Below are 17,977 nucleotides of genomic sequence, written 5' to 3' on the forward strand. Positions count from 1 at the left end.
CTCACCCCATGATGTGATAACCGCCGTCGACGTACAGCGTCGAGCCGGTGATGAGCCGCGCGTGGTCGCCCGCGAGCATCGCGGTCGCGTAGCCGACGTCGTCGATCGTCGCCAGCGCGTGGGCCGGCGCGCGGGCGGCGGCATCGGCGAGCAGTTGGTCGAACTCCTCCAGGCCCGAGGCCGCGCGTGTCGCGATCGGCCCCGGCGAGATCGCGTGCACCCGGATCCCGGCCGGACCCAGCTCGTGCGCCAGGTAGCGCACTGAGGCTTCCAGCGCGGCCTTCACCGGACCCATCAGGTTGTAGTGCTCGACGACGCGGCTCGCGCCCTGGAAGCTCATCGTGAACAACGTGCCGCCGGAGGTTCGCATCAGCGGCTCCGCCAGGCGCGCCATGCGGATGAAGCTGTGGCACGAAATGTCCATCGCCAGCGCGAAGCCGGCCGCGCTGCTGTCGACGAGTCGCCCGTGCAGATCGTCCTTCGGCGCGAACGCGATCGAGTGCAACGCCGCGTGCAGCACGCCCCAGCGCTCGGAGACCGCGGCGAAGACGGCGTCGAGCGATTCGGGCTCGCGCAGGTCCAGCGGCAGCAGCAGCTCGGCGCCGAGCGCGTCGGCCAGCGGCTTCACGTGCGGCAGGGCCTTGTCGTTGAGGTAGGTCAGCGCCAGGTCGGCGCCCATCGCGCGGAAGGCCCGGGCGCAACCGTAGGCGATGGATTGGTCGTTGGCGATGCCGGTGATCAGCACCTTGCGCCCGGCCAGCAGGCGGCCGAACTGGACGGCGGCGGAGTTCATGCCACCGCCTTGCGGCGACGCGCCGGCTTGGCCGCCGCCGTCGAGGCCGCGATCGAGACCGTCGCCGTGGTCGCCGCGATCGGTGCCGACAACGCGAGCGCCATGTCGGCGACCCGTGCCGGATCGACGTGCAGCAGCTCGTGGACGTAGCGCGCCGCAGGCGACTGCGGGTCGGCGAGCTCGGATTCGGCCATCAGCACCGCGCTCGCGAGGGCCACCGCCTGCTCGCGGTCCTCGAGCGTCGGCAGCAGCGTCGGCAGCGCGGCCATCGCCTCGTCGGGCGCGAAGGTCACGATGAGCGCCTGCCGATGCAGGAGCGTCGCCCAGTCCTCGCCGGGCACCGCCGCGGCGGCGACGGCACCTTCGGCCTCCTCGGCCATGCGGCGGTGGGAATCGGCCAGCAGCTGGCCCAGGACCAGCCCGCGCCGCTGGACGACGCCGCGATGGGCCAGCCCCGCCAGCAAGATGCGGCAGACCGCGTCCGCGAATCCGCCTTGTTCGACCTGCTCCAGCGCCATGCGACGGCCTTCGCGCTCGTCGGCGGCCGCGTGCGCGACGCCGGACGCGAGGTCCGAGTCACGCGGTGGCAGCACGGCGCCCAGGCCGCTGGGGCCGTACACCGCCTCGACCCAGTGCACGAGCGTCGCGTCACGCTGGTGGCCGAGCCGGTCCAGCGATTCGCTGATCGCGCGGGAGCCGAGCTGCTCCCACTTCAGCCACGGGTTCTCGGCATCGACGTTCTGGCGCTGCGTGCGCGCGTGGTCGGCGGCCTGCTTGAGCCACGGCGCCAACGGATGCAGGTCGGAGATCGCCAGATGCTGCAGGCGCAGCGGGTGCGTCCAGCGCAGCCACTCGCCGAGCGCCTTGCTGCCGACCGCGCGCACCGCCGGTTGCAGCCATTGGCGGTAGCGGCGCATGTTCATCTCCGACACCTGCGCGATCGTGCTGAACAGCGCCTCGTCGCGGCGGCACTCCGGATTCAGCGCGCGCAGGTCGTCCACGGTGCGGGTCTCGAAGCTCACGGAGTAGTCGCCCGATTCCAGCGCCGCCAGCGGCGCGTCGGGATCGCGGGCGTCGATCTTCATTTCGTAGAGACCGGGCGGCAGCGCGACGATCTGTTCGAGCGTGTCGAAGATCTGCTCATGCTCGCGCCGCGCGATCCCGCCGCCGACGAAGATGCCCAGGTGGCCGATCTTCGGATGCAGCATGTAGACGATGGTGCGGCCCGCCTTGACCAGCGCCTTCTCGCTGCCCCAGACGTCGATGATCCAGTCCAGCGCCTGCTGCGGCGGCGTGATGTTGTCGCCCCAGGACGCGAAGATCACCATGGGCGCGGTGATGTTGCGCAGGTCCAGGCGATAGCCTTCCAGCTCGACTTCGCCGCGCGCCAGGCGGTTGCCGATGAACAGGTTCTCGACGATCGCCTCGATCTCCTCGCCGGTCATCCGGAAGTAGCCGCCCCACCAGCGCTCGAAGTCGAGGAAGCGCTCGCGCTCGGTGTCGACGTTGGCATAGAGGTGGTAGTACTTGTCCCACCAGCTGTTGGCGAGGTTGAGGTTCTCGAAGTTGGAGACCAGGTGCGCGCCGTCGAAGCGGTCGCCGCCCAGGTCCGCCGACAGCGCCGACATCCAGGCGCCGCCGAGCGCGCCGCCCGCGTAGCGCATCGGGTTCTGCTCCGGCGAGCCGGCCCAGTACGACAGCGGTGCGCCGTTCAGCACGATCGGGCCCATCAGGTCGCTGCGCACGGCAGCCAGCGCGGCGACGGCCCAGCCGGCCTGGCAGTTGCCGATCACCGCCGGCAGCCCCGGCGCCTTCGGATGGCGGCGGGCGACTTCCTCGATGAACTGCGCCTCGGCGCGGGCGACGTCGAGCAAGGTCTGACCCTTGACCGGTTCCGGCTCGAAGGTGATGAAGTAGACCGGATGACCGGCGCGCAGCGCGACGCCGATCTCGGAGTCCGGCTTGAAGCCGCCGATGCCGGGGCCGTGGCCCGCGCGCGGATCGATGACGACGATGGGCCGGCGCGCGGGATCGACGATGTCGCCGTCGGCCGGCAGGATGCGCAGCAGGGCGTAGTTGCAGGGTTGCGGCAGGTCGCGGCCGTCGATCAGCAGTTCATGTTCGAACTTGAGCAGCGCCGGCTTGCCGGCCTGCAGATGGTCGAGGAACACGTTGCCGCGCTCGCGCATCGTGTCCAGCGTCAGCAGCGTGCGCTGCCACGCGTCGGTCGCGTACGCTTGCCAGTCGTGGATCCAGTCGGACGTTCCGGACATTCGCTTTGCTCCCAGCACTGCCTCGCGAGGTCCGCTCGGCTTGATTTGTTGCACCGCAGCATGCATCATCGACCGCGACTCGTTGCCAATGTCCCAGGGAGACGCAGGGTGATCGAACAATGACCGAACAAGCGCCCAGTGCCCATCCGCACTACGACCGCCTCATCGAGGCGGTGCGCCACCTGCCGCCGCTGCGCATGGCGGTCGTCCACCCCTGCAACGACGTGTCCCTGCTCGCGGCGACGGAGGCCGCGTCATTGGGGTTGATCGAGCCGATCCTGATCGGCCCGGCGGGCAAGGTGTCGGAGGCCGCCGCCGCGGCCGGCGTGGACCTGTCGCGCTACACGCTGGTCGACGTGCCGCACAGCCATGCCGCGGCGGACATGGGCGTGGCGATGGCGCTCAAGGGCGAGGTCGACGCGTTGATGAAGGGCAGCCTGCACACCGACGAACTGATGGGCGCGGTGGTGCGGCGCGAAGGCGGCCTGCGCACCGCGCGGCGCATCAGCCACTGCTTCGTGATGGACGTGCCGGGGCATGCGCAGCCGCTGATCATCTCGGACGCGGCGATCAACATCCAGCCGACGCTGGAGGAGAAAGTCGACATCGTGCAGAACGCGATCGACCTCGCGCATGCGCTGCGTCTGCCGGAGGTGCGCGTGGCGCTGCTGTCGTCGATGGAGACGGTGAATCCGAAGGTGCCGTCGACGATGGACGCGGCGGCGCTGTGCAAGATGGCCGACCGCGGGCAGATCACTGGCGCGGTGCTGGACGGCCCGCTGGCGATGGACAACGCCATCGATCCCGAGGCCGCGCGCATCAAGGGCATCGTGTCGCCTGTGGCGGGCAGGGCCAACGTGCTGATCGTGCCGGACCTGGACGCGGGCAACATGCTCGCCAAGAGCCTGAGCTTCCTGGCGCAGGCCTATGCGGCGGGGGTGGTGCTCGGCGCCAAGGTGCCGATCGTGCTGACCAGCCGCGCCGATTCGCGCACGGCGCGGCTCGCGTCGTGCGCGTTGGCCTCGATGCTGGCGGAGGCCCGGCGGGCCGGGCGCATCAAGGCCGTGGGGTAGTCACCCCGATTTGATCGCAATGCGCTGCTGGCGTGCCCTTCCAAGCGCCGACTCACAGCACCAAGCTGGGGCAATGTGTTGGGGCAGCACCCTCTCTGTGGTGATGGCTCTCCGCGAAGCGCTCTGGAGAATGGTGGCAGCGATTCATTCTTTCGAACACGCATGCCGTTGATTGTCGATTTCCTTTTGCCGAGAACTCCGGTTTCTCATCAGGCCAAGAACAAGGACCACAAGGAGGCTTGGCGGGACTACGTTTATGGCCGAGCCATGCAGGCTTGGCCTGCGAATCCATTGATCGACTGCCATCTCAAGTTCACGATGGTCTATTTGGCCGATGATCCCAGGGCGGGAGACATCAACAATTTTGTGAAACCGGTGCAGGACGCGTTGTGCGCGTTGATCTATGCGGACGACGCGATGGTCCTGGACGTTTCCGCGCACATGCGTTCGCTTACTGTGCCTAATTCGATTGCAGGAATTCCACGTTTGTTGGCTCAAGCGATCATCGATGGGGAGCCTTGTGTGTATGTAGCCATCTCGGATTCAAGGGATCTGGCAGAGGAACTGAAATGAGTACAGAAAAGGCCCGTCAGGCAGAACGTTTGATCGCCAAGCGCTACGAGTTGCAGGGATATGCGGTAACAGTGGAGCCATCCATGAGCCAGCTTCCGTTCTCGCTTGGAAGCTATCGTCCCGATCTACTTGCAGTTAATGGGAAGGAACATCTGCTGATTGAGGTAAAGACGGCAGGCAGCCCGCTAAATGCCGAACTCATCTTTGACGTGGATCAGGAAGTTCAGCGCCATCCCGGCTGGAAATTTCTGATCGTCACGGTTCGCGACGACGAGTTGGTGGATGACGCATCGTCAGGGCCGACGGCATCGGGCGGCGTCACGATTCGCAGCTTGCAGGCCCGATTGGCAGAAGTCGATCGACTTGGAATTCGAGCTGAAACTGCGGGCTTCTTGGTGCCAGTCCTCTGGACCGTGCTGGTGTCCGCGTTGAGAGCGTTGATTTCAAAGGATGGCGAGGTGGCGGACGGCTACACAGATTTCAGCCTCATCAACAAGGCCTATTCGTCAGGGCACATCTCCGCCGAGCAGCATCAAACTCTAAAGAAGTTTCTTTCCCTCAGGAACGACGAAGTGCATGGGCTGGAGTCGAAGGCTACAGAAGCAGATTGCTGGGCAATGCGAGACATGGCCGAGAGCTTGACTGTGTGGCTTCAAGAGGGAGACCGAAGCCGTTGAGCGTCACGCGACACGCGATGGAATCAAAGAAAAAGGGACCGAACGGTCCCTTCCTTCTCAGCGAGCAATGCGTTGGCGGCTGATCACTCTTCCAGCAGCGAGCGCAGCATCCACGCGGTCTGCTCGTGCACCGTCAGGCGCTGCGTGAGCAGGTCGGCGGTCGGTTCGTCGCTGGCCTTGTCGACCAGGTCGAACAGCGCGCGCGCGGTGCGGGCGACGCCTTCATGACCGTCGACCAGGATGCGGACCATGTCCAGCGCCTTGGGCGGCGTGGTCGGCGCATCCGGCAGCGAGCTCAGCGCCGCGAATTGCGCGTAGGAGCCCGGCGCCTTGTGACCCAGCGAGCGGATGCGCTCGGCGACCGGGTCCACGGCGTTCCACAGCTCGGTGTACTGGGCCATGAACATCGCGTGCAGCGAGTTGAACATCGGCCCGGTCACGTTCCAGTGGAAGTTGTGCGTGGTCAGGTAGAGGGTGTAGGTGTCGGCCAGCAGCTTGGACAGGCCCTGCGCGATCGCGGCGCGGTCCTTGTCGCTGATGCCGATCTGGATGGACGGCGCGCCCTTGGCGGAGGCGGCTTTGGCGGGCGAGGGGCTCTTCTTGGCCATCGAGGGACTCCTTACGGGAATGGAAGACAAAAGACGCCCCGCAGCCTAACCGATCCAGGGGATCGGCAACATGACCGTGGGGCGCGAGGCGGGTGCTGCTCAGGCGACGCTGTGTTGCATCCAGTCGATCAATGACTGTGCATTCAGCGCGGCGCCGGCGGCCACCAGCAGCCAACCCAGTGTGCGTTGTCCGGATCGTGGGGTCATGTCTTGCTCCTTACAGATGAAATCCGGCGGTGTCAGACGGTGAACTCGATGTCGAGCGCGCTCAGCGCGGCGCGCACGACACGGCCGTAGGCCGGATCGGCCTTGTCGAAGTGGCCCAGCTGTCGATCGATGATGAAGGCCGGCACGCCGCGCATCGATTCGGCGATGTTGCGACCCAGGCGCTGCTGCTGTTCTTCGCCGAGCAGGCGGAACAGGGCGCCGGGCTGCGCGTAGTCGTCGTTGCCGACGCGGTGGTCGAAGCGCGCCGCGTCGCCCTGCAGGCGCAGCGGCGGTTCGGCCACGGACGGATCCTGCGTCGCGCCGCCGAAGCTGTTGGGCTCGTAGTACGCGTTCGGATTGCCCGTCGGCGTGCGGAAGAACTTCATTGCGCCGTCCTTGTGATAGTGATGGACGGGGCACTTGGGCGCGTTCACCGGCAGCGCCTCGTAATGCGTGCCGAGGCGATAGCGGTGCGCGTCGGCGTAGCTGAAGATGCGCGCCTGCAGGACCTTGTCGGGGCTGAAGCCGATGCCGGGCACGATGTTGCTCGGCGAGAACGCGGCCTGCTCGATCTCCTCGAAGTAGTTCTCCGGGTTGCGGTTGAGCTCGAGCACGCCGACCTCGATCAGCGGGTAGTCGGCATGCGGCCAGACCTTGGTCAGGTCGAAGGGGTTGTACGAGGTCTTGTCGGCGTCGAGTTCCGGCATCACCTGCACGGACATCGTCCACTGCGGGAACTGCCCCTGCTCGATCGCGCCGAAGAGGTCTTCCTGGTAGCTCTCGCGGGTCTGTCCGATGACGGTGCTCGCCTCGGCGTTGGTCAGGGTGCGATGACCCTGGCGGGTCTTGAAGTGGAACTTCACCCAGAAGCGCTCGCCGTCCGCGTTCCAGAAGCTGTAGGTGTGGGAGCCGAAGCCGTCCATGAAGCGCGGGCTGACGGGGATGCCGCGGTCGCTCATCAGGATGGTGACCTGGTGCAGGCTTTCGGGGGAGAGGCTCCAGAAGTCCCATGCGGCGGTACCGGAGCGCAGGTTGGTCACCGGGTGACGCTTCTGCGTGCGGATGAAGTCGGGGAACTTCAGCGGGTCGCGGATGAAGAACACCGGGGTGTTGTTGCCGACCAGGTCCCAGTTGCCTTCGCCGGTATAGAACTTCAGGGAGAAGCCGCGGACGTCGCGTTCCGCGTCGGCGGCGCCCTGCTCACCGGCGACCGTCGAGAAGCGCGCCAGCATCGGCGTCTGCTGGCCGACCTCGCCGAACAGCTTCGCGCGGGTGAATCGGGTGATGTCCTGCGTGACGGTCAGCGTGCCGAAGGCGCCCCAGCCCTTGGCATGCACGACGCGCTCAGGAATGCGTTCACGGTTCTGGTGGGCCAGCTTTTCGATGAGCTGGTAGTCCTGCATCAGGACGGGGCCGCGCGGCCCGGCGGTCAGCGAATTCTGGTTGTCGGCGATCGGCGCGCCCGCGCTCGTCGTCATGACCGGGCACTGGGCGGGATGTTGGGGCTTGGCGCTCATTCGGGGCACTCCTCGATGCTTCAGACAGGGACGCTTTTGTAAAGGTCCGGACCGCCGCCGAACTCTCCCGGAAGGAGGACCGCAACGGCGCATGAGGAGGACTTTAGAGAATTGCTATCGATGGCGATATTTGGATAGCTTAAGTGTCGCGATAAGGAAAAACTAAAGCCGCCCGAGGGCGGCTTAGGCAAGGGGTCGGGTCTTGCGGCAGGTCACGACAGCAACGTCACCCCTTTGAGCGTGCACGCATAGACCGCGTTGCGCAGCGCCGCGACGGCCTCGTAGCGGGTGAAGGTGCGGCGCCAGGCGAGCACGACGCGACGCGTCGGCGCCGGGTCCTCGAAGGGCACGTAGCGCAGGTGCGGCTGGACATGGTCCGGCACGCTCAGCGCCGGCACCACCGTGACGCCCATCCCGGACGCCACCATGTGCTTGATCGTCTCCAGCGAGCTGCCCTCGAAACTCTTGCGGATGCCTTCCGCGTCCGTCGAGAAGCGCGCGAACTCCGGGCAGACCTCCAGCACGTGATCGCGGAAGCAGTGGCCGTTGCCCAGCAGCAGCATCGTCTCGGCCTTGAGCTCCTCGGCGCTGATGCGCGGCTTCTTCGCCAGCGGATGCACCGCCGGCACCGCCACGACGAAGGACTCGTCGTACAGCGGCGCCACCGCCAGGCCCGCGTCGGGGAAGGGCTCGGCCATGATCGCGCAGTCCAGCTCGCCGGTGCGCAGCATGTCCAGCAGCTTCTGGGTGAAGTTCTCCTGCAGCATCAGCGGCATGCGCGGATAGAGGTCGATGCAGTGCTTGACCAGCTCCGGCAGCAGGTAGGGCCCGATCGTGTAGATGATGCCCAGCCGCAGCGGCCCGTCCAGCGGGTCCTTGCCGCGCTTGGCGATGTCCTTGATCGCGCTGGCCTGCTCGATCACCGACTGGGCCTGGCGCACGATGTCCTCGCCCAGCGGCGTCATCGTCACCTCGTTGGCGCCGCGCTCGAAGATCTTGACGTCGAGCTCCTCCTCCAGCTTCTTGATCGCCACCGACAGCGTCGGCTGGGAGACGAAGCAGGCTTCCGCGGCGCGGCCAAAATGGCGCTCGCGGGCGACGGCGACGATGTAGCGCAGTTCAGTCAGGGTCATGGCCGGCATTGTCCTCAGAAAGCGGCATCGTGGCACCGTCCCGGTACACTGCCGCCCCACCCCCGGACCCTCCCCGGACCTGCCTCCAGGGGACACGCATGACCGACCAGACCTCCCCCCCGACCTCCCTCTACGCCGTGCCGCGGCCCGCGGGCTCGTCGCCCGACCGCAAGCCCGTCACGCTGCAGCGCCTGCTCGACATGCATGCCGCCGGCGAGAAGATCGCGATGCTGACCGCCTACGACGCCACCTTCGCCCACGCGATGGAAGACGCCGGCGTGGACTCGATCCTGATCGGCGATTCGCTGGGCAACGTGGTGCAAGGCCTGCAGACGACGGTCCCCGTCACGCTGGAGGCGATGGTCTATCACACGGCCAACGTGGCGCGCGCGCGCCGCGTCGCCTGGGTCATCGCGGACCTGCCGTTCGGCACGTACCACGAGTCCCCGCAGGTGGCCTGGAAAAACGCCATGCAGCTGGCGCAGGCCGGCGCGCACATGATCAAGCTCGAAGGCGGCGGCTGGACCACCGAGACGGTCCGCTTCCTGACCGAGCGCGGCATCCCCGTCTGCGCCCACCTCGGCCTGACGCCGCAGACCGTGACCGCGCTGGGCGGATTCAAGGTGCAAGGGCGCGATGAAGCCGGCGCCGCGCGCATCAAGGCGCATGCGCGCGAACTCGTCGACGCGGGTGCGCAGATGCTGCTGCTGGAGATGGTGCCGGCCGCGCTGGCCGGCGAGCTGACGCGCTCGCTGGGCGTGCCCGTCATCGGCATCGGCGCCGGCGCGGAGTGCTCCGGCCAGGTGCTGGTGATGCACGACATGCTGGGCGTGGGCGGCGGCCGCAAGCCGCGCTTCGTGCGCGACTTCATGCAGGGCGCGGCCTCGATCGGCGACGCCTTCTCGCGCTACGTGACCGAGGTCAAGTCCGGCGCCTTCCCCGCCGCCGAGCACACCTACTGATCATGAAGATCCACCACGACATCGCCGGCCTGCGTGCCGCGCTCGCGGGCGGCCGCCCGGTCGCGTTCGTGCCCACGATGGGCAACCTGCACGACGGCCATCTGGCGCTGGTGCGCCAGGCCCGCGCCGCGGTCGGTGCGGACGGCCTTGTCGTCGCCAGCGTCTTCGTCAACCGGCTGCAGTTCGCGCCGCACGAGGACTTCGACCGCTACCCCCGCACGCTCGCGCGCGACGCCGAGCTGCTGGAAGGCGCCACCTGCGACCTCGTCTTCGCGCCCGACGAACGGGAGATGTACCCCGAGCCGCAGGGCTACAAGGTGCATCCGCCGGCGGAACTGGCCGACATCCTCGAGGGCCACTTCCGGCCCGGCTTCTTCATCGGCGTCTGCACGGTGGTCGCGAAGCTGTTCCAGATCGTCCAGCCGGACGTGGCCGTCTTCGGCAAGAAGGACTATCAGCAGCTGATGGTCATCCGCCGCATGGTCGACCAGCTGGCCATGCCGATCCGCGTGCTGGCGGGCGAGACCGAGCGCAACGCCGACGGCCTGGCGCTGTCCTCGCGCAACGGCTACCTGAGCGAGCAGCAGAAGCGGGACGCGCTGCTGTTGTCGCGCACGCTGAAAGCGATGATCGCGCGCTGGCAGGCGGGGGAGCGCCAGCTCGACCGCATCGAGTCCGACGCGATGGCGTCGCTGCGCGACGCCGGCTGGGCGCCGGACTATCTGACGCTGCGCCGTCGCCACGACCTCGGCGCGGCGCGCGAGGGCGAGCCGCTGGTCGCGCTCGCCGCCGCGCGGATCGGCGAAACACGCCTGATCGACAACCTCGAGTTCTGAAACGGGACGTGTCTTTCCGGCGGGAATCCTGGGCACTCCAGAACCGCCAGAGTGAGGTCCGACACTCTGTAAAGGCAGCGTTAGGGAAAGCCCCGTCTTATTTCGTGCGGCGCACGCACCGGGCCCCATGACTTGTGTCGACGCGCCCACGATACTTCGCCCTTCTTTGCCAGAAAGCGGGAGCCACAAGCTCCCATCGCGAGCCCACATGAAGTCGATCACCCTCATCTCCCCGATCTCCTCCAAGCCCCGTCTGCTGGCACTGTCCGCCGCGCTGGGCGGCGCCCTGATGCTGGCCGCCTGCGGCGGCGGCAGCGACAACGACAGCGGCAATCCGGTGCAGACGCCGAAGCCGAACCCGGTGCCGGTCGCGCCGACCACGTCCTGCAGCGCCGCCGGCATCGCCGCGTCGAACGCCAGCACGGCCGCGCGCGTCGTGTGCATGCTGACCAGCGACGGCGAGATGGTGGTCGAGCTCGACGCCCGCACGCCGATCACGACCGCCAACTTCCTGAAGTACGTCAACGCGAAGTACTACGACAACACGATCTTCCATCGGGTCGTGCCGGGCTTCGTCGCGCAGGGCGGCGGCTTCATCACGGGTTACGTGGCCAAGGCCCCCGGCACCGACCTGGGCGGCGCGATCAAGCTGGAGACCAACGTCGGCGTGTCCAACGTGAAGTACACGATCGCGATGGCGCGGACCTCGGTGGCCGACTCGGCGACGAGCCAGTTCTTCTTCAACTCCGTCGACAACAGCGCGACGCTGGACTACAAGACCGCCGCCGATCCGGGCTACGCCGCCTTCGGCCGCGTGATCTCGGGCCAGGCCACGGTCGACAAGATCAACGCCGAGCCGCAGCTCTACAGCGGCGCCGAGACCCCGGCGACCGAAGTCCTGCTGTACTGGGCCATCCAGCTGAAGTGATCCGGCCCTGCGCGGTCCGGCCTTGAGCGATCAGGCCTTGAGGTACTCGGTCTTGTGACCGAGCCAGCGCTCGACCTGCAGCTGCGCGGCGCGCGGCTGCTCGTCGAGCAGCCGGGGCGCCAGCGCCCGCGCCGCGCTCAGCAGCGGCGCGTCTTCCTGCAGATCGGCGAAGCGCAGCAACTGCGCGCCGCTCTGGCGCGCGCCCATGAATTCCCCCGGTCCGCGGATGTCGAGGTCGCGTCGCGCGATCTCGAAGCCGTCCGTGGTCTCGGCCATCGCGCGCAGGCGCGACTTGCCGGTGTCCGAGAGCGGCCCGGTGTAGATCAGGACGCACACGCTGGCGACCGATCCCCGCCCCACGCGGCCGCGCAACTGGTGCAGCTGCGACAGGCCGAAGCGCTCCGCGTGTTCGATGACCATCACGCTGGCGTTGGGCACGTCGACGCCGACCTCGATGACGGTCGTCGCGACGAGGATCTGCATCTGCCCGCCGCTGAACAGCGACATCACCGCGGCCTTCTCCGCCGACGGCATGCGGCCGTGCAGCAGTCCGACCATCTTCCCCGGCAGCGCGGCCCCGAGCTCGGCATGCGTCTCGGTGGCGTTCTTGAGATCGAGCGCTTCCGACTCCTCGATCAGCGGACAGACCCAGTAGACCTGCCGCCCGTCCTCGACGGCGGCGGCGATCTTCTCGATGACGTCGTCGCGTCTGCTGTCCGCGAAGACGCGCGTGACGATCGGGCTGCGTCCCGGCGGCAGTTCGTCGATCGTCGACACGTCCAGGTCGGCGAAGTAGGTCATCGCCAGCGTGCGCGGGATGGGCGTGGCGCTCATCATCAGCAGGTGCGGCTCGAGCGGGCCTGAGCCCGATGCGCCCGCGCCCGCGCCCGCGCCCGCGCCCGCGGCGCCGGACGCCTCGTCCGCGAGCTTCTTGCGCAGCGCCAGCCGCTGCGCGACGCCGAAGCGGTGCTGCTCGTCGATGATCGCGAGCCCCAGCCGGTGGAAGCGCACCTTGTCCTCGATCACCGCGTGCGTGCCGACGATCAGCGTGGCCTCGCCCGAGGCGGCCGCGTCGAGCATCTTCTGTCGCGCCTTGCCCTTGATGCTGCCGGTGATCCAGGCGACGCGGATGCCCAGCGGCTCCAGCCAGCCGATGAGCTTGCGGAAGTGCTGCTCGGCCAGGATCTCGGTGGGCGCCATCAGCGCGCATTGCCAGCCGGCGTCGATCGCCACGGCGGCCGCGAGCGCGGCCACCACGGTCTTGCCCGACCCGACGTCGCCCTGCAGCAGGCGGTGCATCGGTTGCGGGCGGGCCAGGTCGGCGGCGACCTCCTCGGCGACACGGTGCTGCGCGCCGGTCAGCGCGAAGGGCAGGGCGGCGAGCAGCCGTTCATGCAGGCCGCCGGGCCTGCCACGCAGCGGCGGTGCGCGCAGATGGGCCCGCTCGCGCTGGGCCCGCTGCTGGCTGAGCTGCTGCGCGAGCAGCTCCTCGAACTTGAGCCGCTGCCAGGCCGGATGGGTGTGGTCCTCCAGCGTCGACAGGCCGGCCGACGGCGGCGGGTGGTGCAGGAAGTTGAGCGCGTCGCGCAGCGCGGGCAGCCCCTTGGGGACGAGTGCCAGCGGCAGGACCTCGTCCAGCGGCGCTCTGCGCAGCGCGGACGCGACGGCCTTGCGCAGGTAGGCCTGCGGCAACTGGGCGCTGGTCGGGTAGACCGGCGTCAGCGAGGTCGACAGCGGCGTGTCCACGTCGACCTTGCGGAAGCTCGGATGGACCATCTCGCGACCGAAGAAGCCCACGCGGATCTCGCCGCGCACGCGCACGCGGGTGCCGACCGCCATCGTCTTCTGATGCGCGGGATAGAAGTGGAGGAAGCGCAGCGTCAGCAGCGCGCCGTCGTCGTCGCGCAGCTTGACCAGCAGTTGCCGGCGGCCGCGGATCTCGATGCGGCTCTCGATGACCTCGCCCTCGCACTGGAGCGTGTCGCCGTCGCGGGCGCGGTCCAGCGGCGTCAGCGTGGTCTCGTCCTCGTAGCGCAGCGGCAGGTGCAGCGCGAGGTCGATGTCGCGTGTCAGGCCCATCTTTTCCATCGCCTTCTGCGGCGCGGACTTGGACGGCGCGGCCTCTGCGCCCGCTCCCGCGCGACCCGGTTTCGCGGGCGGCGGCGGCGACGATGGAGCGGTGCTGGCCTCTGACATATGGGCAGGATTCTGCCTCGGACGCCGACCTGTCCCGGACGTGACGAGGGAGGGCGGACGACGGCGGACGGGCACGTCGAACGGCCGGCGCGGTATCGACGCATTTCGCCGTGGCCGTGACCGATTGCCCGTTCGGCACGCCGTTCTGGCGGTCGCACCCGGGTCGGAGGGGAGTCGGGGGCCACTCACGGCTGCTAGGCTGGCCCACACGCGCTTGCCGGCCGTCTGCCCTCATCGATCCCACTCACCCCGTCCGCCCATGACCACCCGCCGCAAGAGCCTGCTCTGGCTCGCCGCCACCGCCATGCCGGCGCTGCCGGCGCGGGCGGAGGATGCGCCGGTGCGGATGGTCGCCACCGAATTCCCGCCCTACACCGGCAGCACCTTGCCGGGCGGCGGCATCGCCTGCGAGGTCACCCGCGCCGCCCTGCGTCAGTCGGGCCGGTCGATGACGCTCACCTTCCGCCCCTGGGCGCGGGCGCTGCTCGAATTCCAGCGCGGCGAACATGACGGCATCATCGGCGCGTGGCGCTCGGCGGAGCGCGAGCGCACGATGCGCTTCCCGCAGGCGCTGGGCATCCTCAACCAGATCGGCTTCATGGCGCGCGCGGATCACAAGCTTCGCGTCGACGACCTCGCCGCACTGCGCGAGGTGCGCATCGGCGTCGTCAACGGCTACGCGAATCCGCCCCGTTTCGACGCCGCGAACCTGCCCATCGAGAGCGCCGTCGACGACCTCGCCAACCTGCGCAAGCTGCTGGCCGGCCGTGTCGATCTGGCGCTGATCGACAAGGGCGTCGGCGCCCATCTGCTGGAGACGCACCTGCGCGAAGCCGCCGGCAAGCTGGTGTGGCTGGAGCCCTCGTTGTCGGAGATCCCGCTGTTCACGGTGTTCTCGAAGATCCGGCCCGAGGGCGAGCGCTTCGCCGCCGCGCTGAGCCGCGGCATCGGCGATCTGCAGGGCAGCGGGCGGCTGGCGATGCTGCTGCAGCAGGGGGCGCGCTGGCAGTAGTGGGAAAATCGTTCCCATGTCCCGAACCTTCTCGGTGAGCGATTTCGATTTCGCTCTGCCTCCCGACCTCATCGCCCAACACCCCGCCGCGGAACGCAGCGCCTCGTGTCTGCTCGACGGCCGGTCCGATCCGCCCGTCGACCGCGTGTTCCGCGAACTGCCCGATCTGCTGAATCCCGGCGACCTGCTGGTGTTCAACGACACCAAGGTCATCAAGGCCCGCCTGTACGGCGCCAAGGCCAGCGGCGGCGCGGTCGAGGCGCTGGTCGAGCGCGTGCTGCCCGGCACCCGCGAGGTCTGGGCCCACATGCGCGCCAGCAAGAGCCCGAAGGCAGGCGCGGTGGTGCGCTTCGCCGACGCGTTCGACGCCGAGGTCCTCGGCCGTTGCGGGCCGGACGACGGCCTCTTCCACCTGCGCCTGTCCGGCGATCCGTTCGAGTTGCTCGAGCAGCACGGCCATGTGCCGCTGCCGCCCTACATCGAGCACGGCGACTCGGCGGACGACGTGCGGCGCTACCAGACCGTGTTCGCGCGCGAGCCCGGCGCCGTGGCCGCGCCGACCGCCGCGCTGCATTTCGACGAAGCGCTGCTGGCGCGGCTGGCAGAACGCGGCGTCGGCACGGCGCACGTGACGCTGCATGTCGGCGCCGGGACCTTCCAGCCGGTGCGCGTCGAATCGCTGGCCGAGCACAAGATGCACAGCGAGTGGTTCCAGGTCACGTCCGACACCGTCGACGCGATCGCGCGCTGCCGTGCCGCGGGCGGCAAGGTGACTGCCGTCGGCACCACGACGCTGCGCGCGCTGGAGTCGGCGGCGCTCGGCGGAGGGCTCAAGGCCGGCGCGCGGGAGACCGACATCTTCATCACGCCCGGCTTCGACTTCCAGGTCGTCGACCGGCTGGTGACCAACTTCCACCTGCCCAAGAGCACGCTGATGATGCTGGTGTCGGCCTTCGCCGGCTACGAGCCCATCATGGCGCTCTACCGCCATGCGATCGCGCAGCGCTACCGGTTCTTCAGCTACGGCGACGCCATGCTGCTGGAGCGCGCCGGGCGCTGATCGACGCGGGTCGCGCTCCCGGGCCCGCGCTCCGTCGGCCGACGAGGGGCGGCTGCGCTCACCGGTCGTGTCACATCGGAGTAGGCTGCGTCGTCTTGTGAGCAAGACGACTCCGGACGACGCGCCATGACCGATCACGTTCCCGACCCTGCTCCCGATGCTTCCGCCGCCAGCGGCCCGGCGCTCGACCCTTCGCCCGCCGCGCGCGCGCTGCGCTACGACCGCGATCACGCCCGTTCGCTGCGGGCGCTGGCCTACCGGATGCTGGGATCGCGCGCCGAGGCCGAGGACATCGTCCAGGAAGCCTGGCTGCGCTGGGCCGATGTCGACGAGTCAACCGTGCGCCACGCCGGCGCCTTCCTGTCGCGGCTGGTGACCAACCTCTGCCTGGACCGGCTGCAGTCGGCGGCGATGCGGCGCGAGCAGTACGTCGGCGTCTGGCTGCCCGAGCCGCTGGTCGACGAGGCCGGCGACTGGTCGCCGAGCCCCGAGGCGCAGGCCGAGTTCGCGCAGGACGTGTCGGTGGCGTTCATGCTGACGCTGGAGCGGCTCTCCCCGCTGGAGCGCGCCGCATTCCTGCTGCACGAGGTGTTCGAGCTGGACTTCGACGAGATCGCGCGCCGGCTGGGCCGCAGCGCCGCGGCCTGCCGCCAGTTGGCGAGCCGCGCGCGGCAGCACGTCAAGGCAGACTACGCACGCCACGAGGTCGAGGATGAGGAGCGCCAGCGCCTGTTCCAGGCCTTCATGGGGGCTTTGCAGTCCTTCGACGTCGAGGGCCTGGCCAAGGTGCTGACCGACGACGCGATCCTGCTGGCGGACGGCGGCGGCAAGGTCTCGGCGGTGCCGCGCATGCTCGAAGGCGGCGCCCTGGTGGCGCGGACCTTCGTGGGTTTCGTGAAGATGCCGACCGCCCGCGACTGGCGCGTCCGCCCGGCGCGGGTCAACGGACTGCCGGGCTACATCGTCTACGACGTCGCCGGCGAACCGATCCAGACCGTCGCGCTGCGACCCGCGCCGCAACCGGGCAGGGTCAGCGCGATCTATGTCCAGCGCAACCCCGACAAGCTCGGTCACCTGCCGAGGATCGAGCCGCTCGTGGTTTCCGGGGCCGTTCCGCCGTCCGTGTCCCCCGCGCCCGGCGATGGTGCGACGTGAGTCGAAAGTGGGCGCGATGCGCCCACTCAGCGCAGTCCCGCGCTGTTCTGGCGCGAAATGACCGGGGAGGCAACACCCGACCCCCTCCTTCGGACTGTGGTGTCCCCCCGCGCCCACGGGGGGTTGGGCGCCTTTGGGAATCCCTATGTTTAGGGACAATCGAGCCCACAAGACCTACCACCGCTCGGGAATCACCATGACGCTGTTTGCACGCACCTCGATCGCCGCCGCCGCCGCGCTGTTCAGCGGCCTGGCCGCCGCCGCTTCCATCGGGGGCCTGGTGAACACCGGCGCCGGACAGTCGACGGGCAGCACCGACACCAACTACAAGTACACGGCCACCGGCAATGCGGCCGGCCTGTCCGGCTTCGGCGTCGTCAGCAACGGCAGCGCGGATCCGTTCCCGAGCTGGCTGCCCAACACGGCGACCTCGTCGTGGCTGATCCCGGGTGCCGACCAGAACACCAACTACAGCCCGACGGGCAATTCGACGTTCACCTGGACGCTGAACTTCGACCTGACCGGCTTCGACGCCAGCAGCGCCTCGTTCAGCGGCCACTGGGCGGCGGACAACAACGGCGTGCTGCTGCTCAACGGCGTGGCGATCTCGACGATCTCCGGCCAGCGCGGCTACGCGGACTGGACCTCGTTCGCGGCCTCGAGCGGCTTCCTCGCCGGCGTGAACACGCTGCAGTTCGTCGTGACCGACACGGTCGACCAGACCTACAACTTCACCGGCCTGCGCGCGGAGTTCCTGAGCTCCAACGTCAACGCCGCGGTCGCCCCGGCCGTCCCGGAACCGCACACCTACGCGCTGATGCTGGCGGGCCTGGGCGCGCTGGGCTTCCTGGTGCGCCGCCGCCGCGGCTGATCGCCGGGATCGGGGCGTCGGCCCCGCGAATGAAAAAAGCCGCTGATCGCTCAGCGGCTTTTTTGCTTTCCGGACCGGTCAGGGTCAGGACTTGACCGGCGCC

General features: G+C 68.8%; 16 protein-coding genes. 10 read left to right on the forward strand and 6 right to left on the reverse strand.

Annotation, left to right across the window (positions count from 1 at the left end):
* Window position 1: 1 nt before the first annotated feature.
* Together fabI and ACQ4L4_RS21940 are read right to left on the reverse strand one after the other, a co-directional pair.
* Window positions 2-793 carry an enoyl-ACP reductase FabI gene (gene fabI, locus ACQ4L4_RS21935; protein WP_431100966.1) on the reverse strand — a complete coding sequence of 264 codons (792 nt, stop codon included), beginning with the start codon at window positions 791-793 and terminating at the stop codon, window positions 2-4.
* The gene (locus tag ACQ4L4_RS21940) at window positions 790-3,066 is read right to left on the reverse strand and encodes a DUF3141 domain-containing protein (protein ID WP_431100967.1); all 2,277 of its coding nucleotides are present in this window, start codon (window positions 3,064-3,066) and stop codon (window positions 790-792) included. Before ACQ4L4_RS21940 ends, fabI begins: the two co-directional genes overlap by 4 nt.
* Window positions 3,067-3,185: 119 nt before the next feature.
* Between ACQ4L4_RS21940 and ACQ4L4_RS21945 the strand changes: the two genes are divergently transcribed.
* The 3 genes from ACQ4L4_RS21945 (at window position 3,186) to ACQ4L4_RS21955 (ending at window position 5,389) form a co-directional block, all read left to right on the forward strand.
* Window positions 3,186-4,139: a phosphate acetyltransferase gene (locus tag ACQ4L4_RS21945; RefSeq protein WP_431100968.1), complete on the forward strand. Its 954-nt coding sequence runs from the start codon at window positions 3,186-3,188 to the stop codon at window positions 4,137-4,139.
* 162 nt (window positions 4,140-4,301) lie between these two features.
* Window positions 4,302-4,712 carry a RusA family crossover junction endodeoxyribonuclease gene (locus ACQ4L4_RS21950; protein WP_431100969.1) on the forward strand — a complete coding sequence of 137 codons (411 nt, stop codon included), beginning with the start codon at window positions 4,302-4,304 and terminating at the stop codon, window positions 4,710-4,712.
* Entirely contained in the window at window positions 4,709-5,389 is a 681-nt protein-coding gene (locus ACQ4L4_RS21955; protein WP_421035634.1) for a hypothetical protein, read from the forward strand. Before ACQ4L4_RS21950 ends, ACQ4L4_RS21955 begins: the two co-directional genes overlap by 4 nt.
* Before the next feature lie 83 nt (window positions 5,390-5,472).
* On the opposite strand, the gene ACQ4L4_RS21960 is transcribed toward ACQ4L4_RS21955, so the two are convergent.
* From ACQ4L4_RS21960 to ACQ4L4_RS21970, 3 genes are all read right to left on the reverse strand, one after another.
* The gene (locus ACQ4L4_RS21960) at window positions 5,473-5,997 is read right to left on the reverse strand and encodes a Dps family protein (RefSeq protein WP_067280034.1); all 525 of its coding nucleotides are present in this window, start codon (window positions 5,995-5,997) and stop codon (window positions 5,473-5,475) included.
* A gap of 239 nt (window positions 5,998-6,236) precedes the next feature.
* Window positions 6,237-7,721 (reverse strand): catalase, encoded by a 1,485-nt coding sequence (locus ACQ4L4_RS21965; RefSeq protein ID WP_377158748.1) that lies wholly within the window; start codon window positions 7,719-7,721, stop codon window positions 6,237-6,239.
* A 212-nt stretch (window positions 7,722-7,933) separates the two neighbouring features.
* Window positions 7,934-8,854, reverse strand: a complete 921-nt coding sequence (locus ACQ4L4_RS21970; protein WP_431100970.1) for a hydrogen peroxide-inducible genes activator — start codon at window positions 8,852-8,854, stop codon at window positions 7,934-7,936.
* A 98-nt stretch (window positions 8,855-8,952) separates the two neighbouring features.
* Here ACQ4L4_RS21970 and panB point away from each other — a divergent pair, with 98 nt between their 5' ends.
* The 3 genes from panB (at window position 8,953) to ACQ4L4_RS21985 (ending at window position 11,580) form a co-directional block, all read left to right on the forward strand.
* On the forward strand, window positions 8,953-9,816 hold the full coding sequence (gene panB, locus ACQ4L4_RS21975) for a 3-methyl-2-oxobutanoate hydroxymethyltransferase (RefSeq protein ID WP_431100971.1): 864 nt from the start codon (window positions 8,953-8,955) through the stop codon (window positions 9,814-9,816).
* Between the two features lie 2 nt (window positions 9,817-9,818).
* Window positions 9,819-10,652, forward strand: a complete 834-nt coding sequence (gene panC / locus ACQ4L4_RS21980; RefSeq protein WP_431100972.1) for a pantoate--beta-alanine ligase — start codon at window positions 9,819-9,821, stop codon at window positions 10,650-10,652.
* A gap of 208 nt (window positions 10,653-10,860) precedes the next feature.
* Complete coding sequence (locus ACQ4L4_RS21985) at window positions 10,861-11,580, forward strand: peptidylprolyl isomerase (protein ID WP_431100973.1); 720 nt, start codon at window positions 10,861-10,863, stop codon at window positions 11,578-11,580.
* A gap of 30 nt (window positions 11,581-11,610) precedes the next feature.
* Here ACQ4L4_RS21985 and recG read toward each other — a convergent pair whose 3' ends face one another.
* On the reverse strand, window positions 11,611-13,776 hold the full coding sequence (gene recG / locus ACQ4L4_RS21990) for an ATP-dependent DNA helicase RecG (RefSeq protein WP_431100974.1): 2,166 nt from the start codon (window positions 13,774-13,776) through the stop codon (window positions 11,611-11,613).
* A 259-nt stretch (window positions 13,777-14,035) separates the two neighbouring features.
* On the opposite strand from recG, the gene ACQ4L4_RS21995 reads away from it, so the two are divergent.
* The 4 genes from ACQ4L4_RS21995 (at window position 14,036) to ACQ4L4_RS22010 (ending at window position 17,874) form a co-directional block, all read left to right on the forward strand.
* Window positions 14,036-14,788 carry a substrate-binding periplasmic protein gene (locus ACQ4L4_RS21995; protein ID WP_431100975.1) on the forward strand — a complete coding sequence of 251 codons (753 nt, stop codon included), beginning with the start codon at window positions 14,036-14,038 and terminating at the stop codon, window positions 14,786-14,788.
* 16 nt (window positions 14,789-14,804) lie between these two features.
* The gene (gene queA / locus ACQ4L4_RS22000; protein ID WP_431100976.1) at window positions 14,805-15,848 is read left to right on the forward strand and encodes a tRNA preQ1(34) S-adenosylmethionine ribosyltransferase-isomerase QueA; all 1,044 of its coding nucleotides are present in this window, start codon (window positions 14,805-14,807) and stop codon (window positions 15,846-15,848) included.
* A 126-nt stretch (window positions 15,849-15,974) separates the two neighbouring features.
* Window positions 15,975-17,003: an RNA polymerase sigma factor SigJ gene (sigJ, locus tag ACQ4L4_RS22005; RefSeq protein ID WP_431100977.1), complete on the forward strand. Its 1,029-nt coding sequence runs from the start codon at window positions 15,975-15,977 to the stop codon at window positions 17,001-17,003.
* A 196-nt stretch (window positions 17,004-17,199) separates the two neighbouring features.
* On the forward strand, window positions 17,200-17,874 hold the full coding sequence (locus ACQ4L4_RS22010; protein WP_377158740.1) for a PEP-CTERM sorting domain-containing protein: 675 nt from the start codon (window positions 17,200-17,202) through the stop codon (window positions 17,872-17,874).
* The last annotated feature ends 103 nt before the right edge of the window (window positions 17,875-17,977 follow it).

The sequence above is a fragment of the Roseateles noduli genome (genome assembly GCF_050626985.1).
Lineage (GTDB): Bacteria > Pseudomonadota > Gammaproteobacteria > Burkholderiales > Burkholderiaceae_C > Roseateles > Roseateles noduli_A.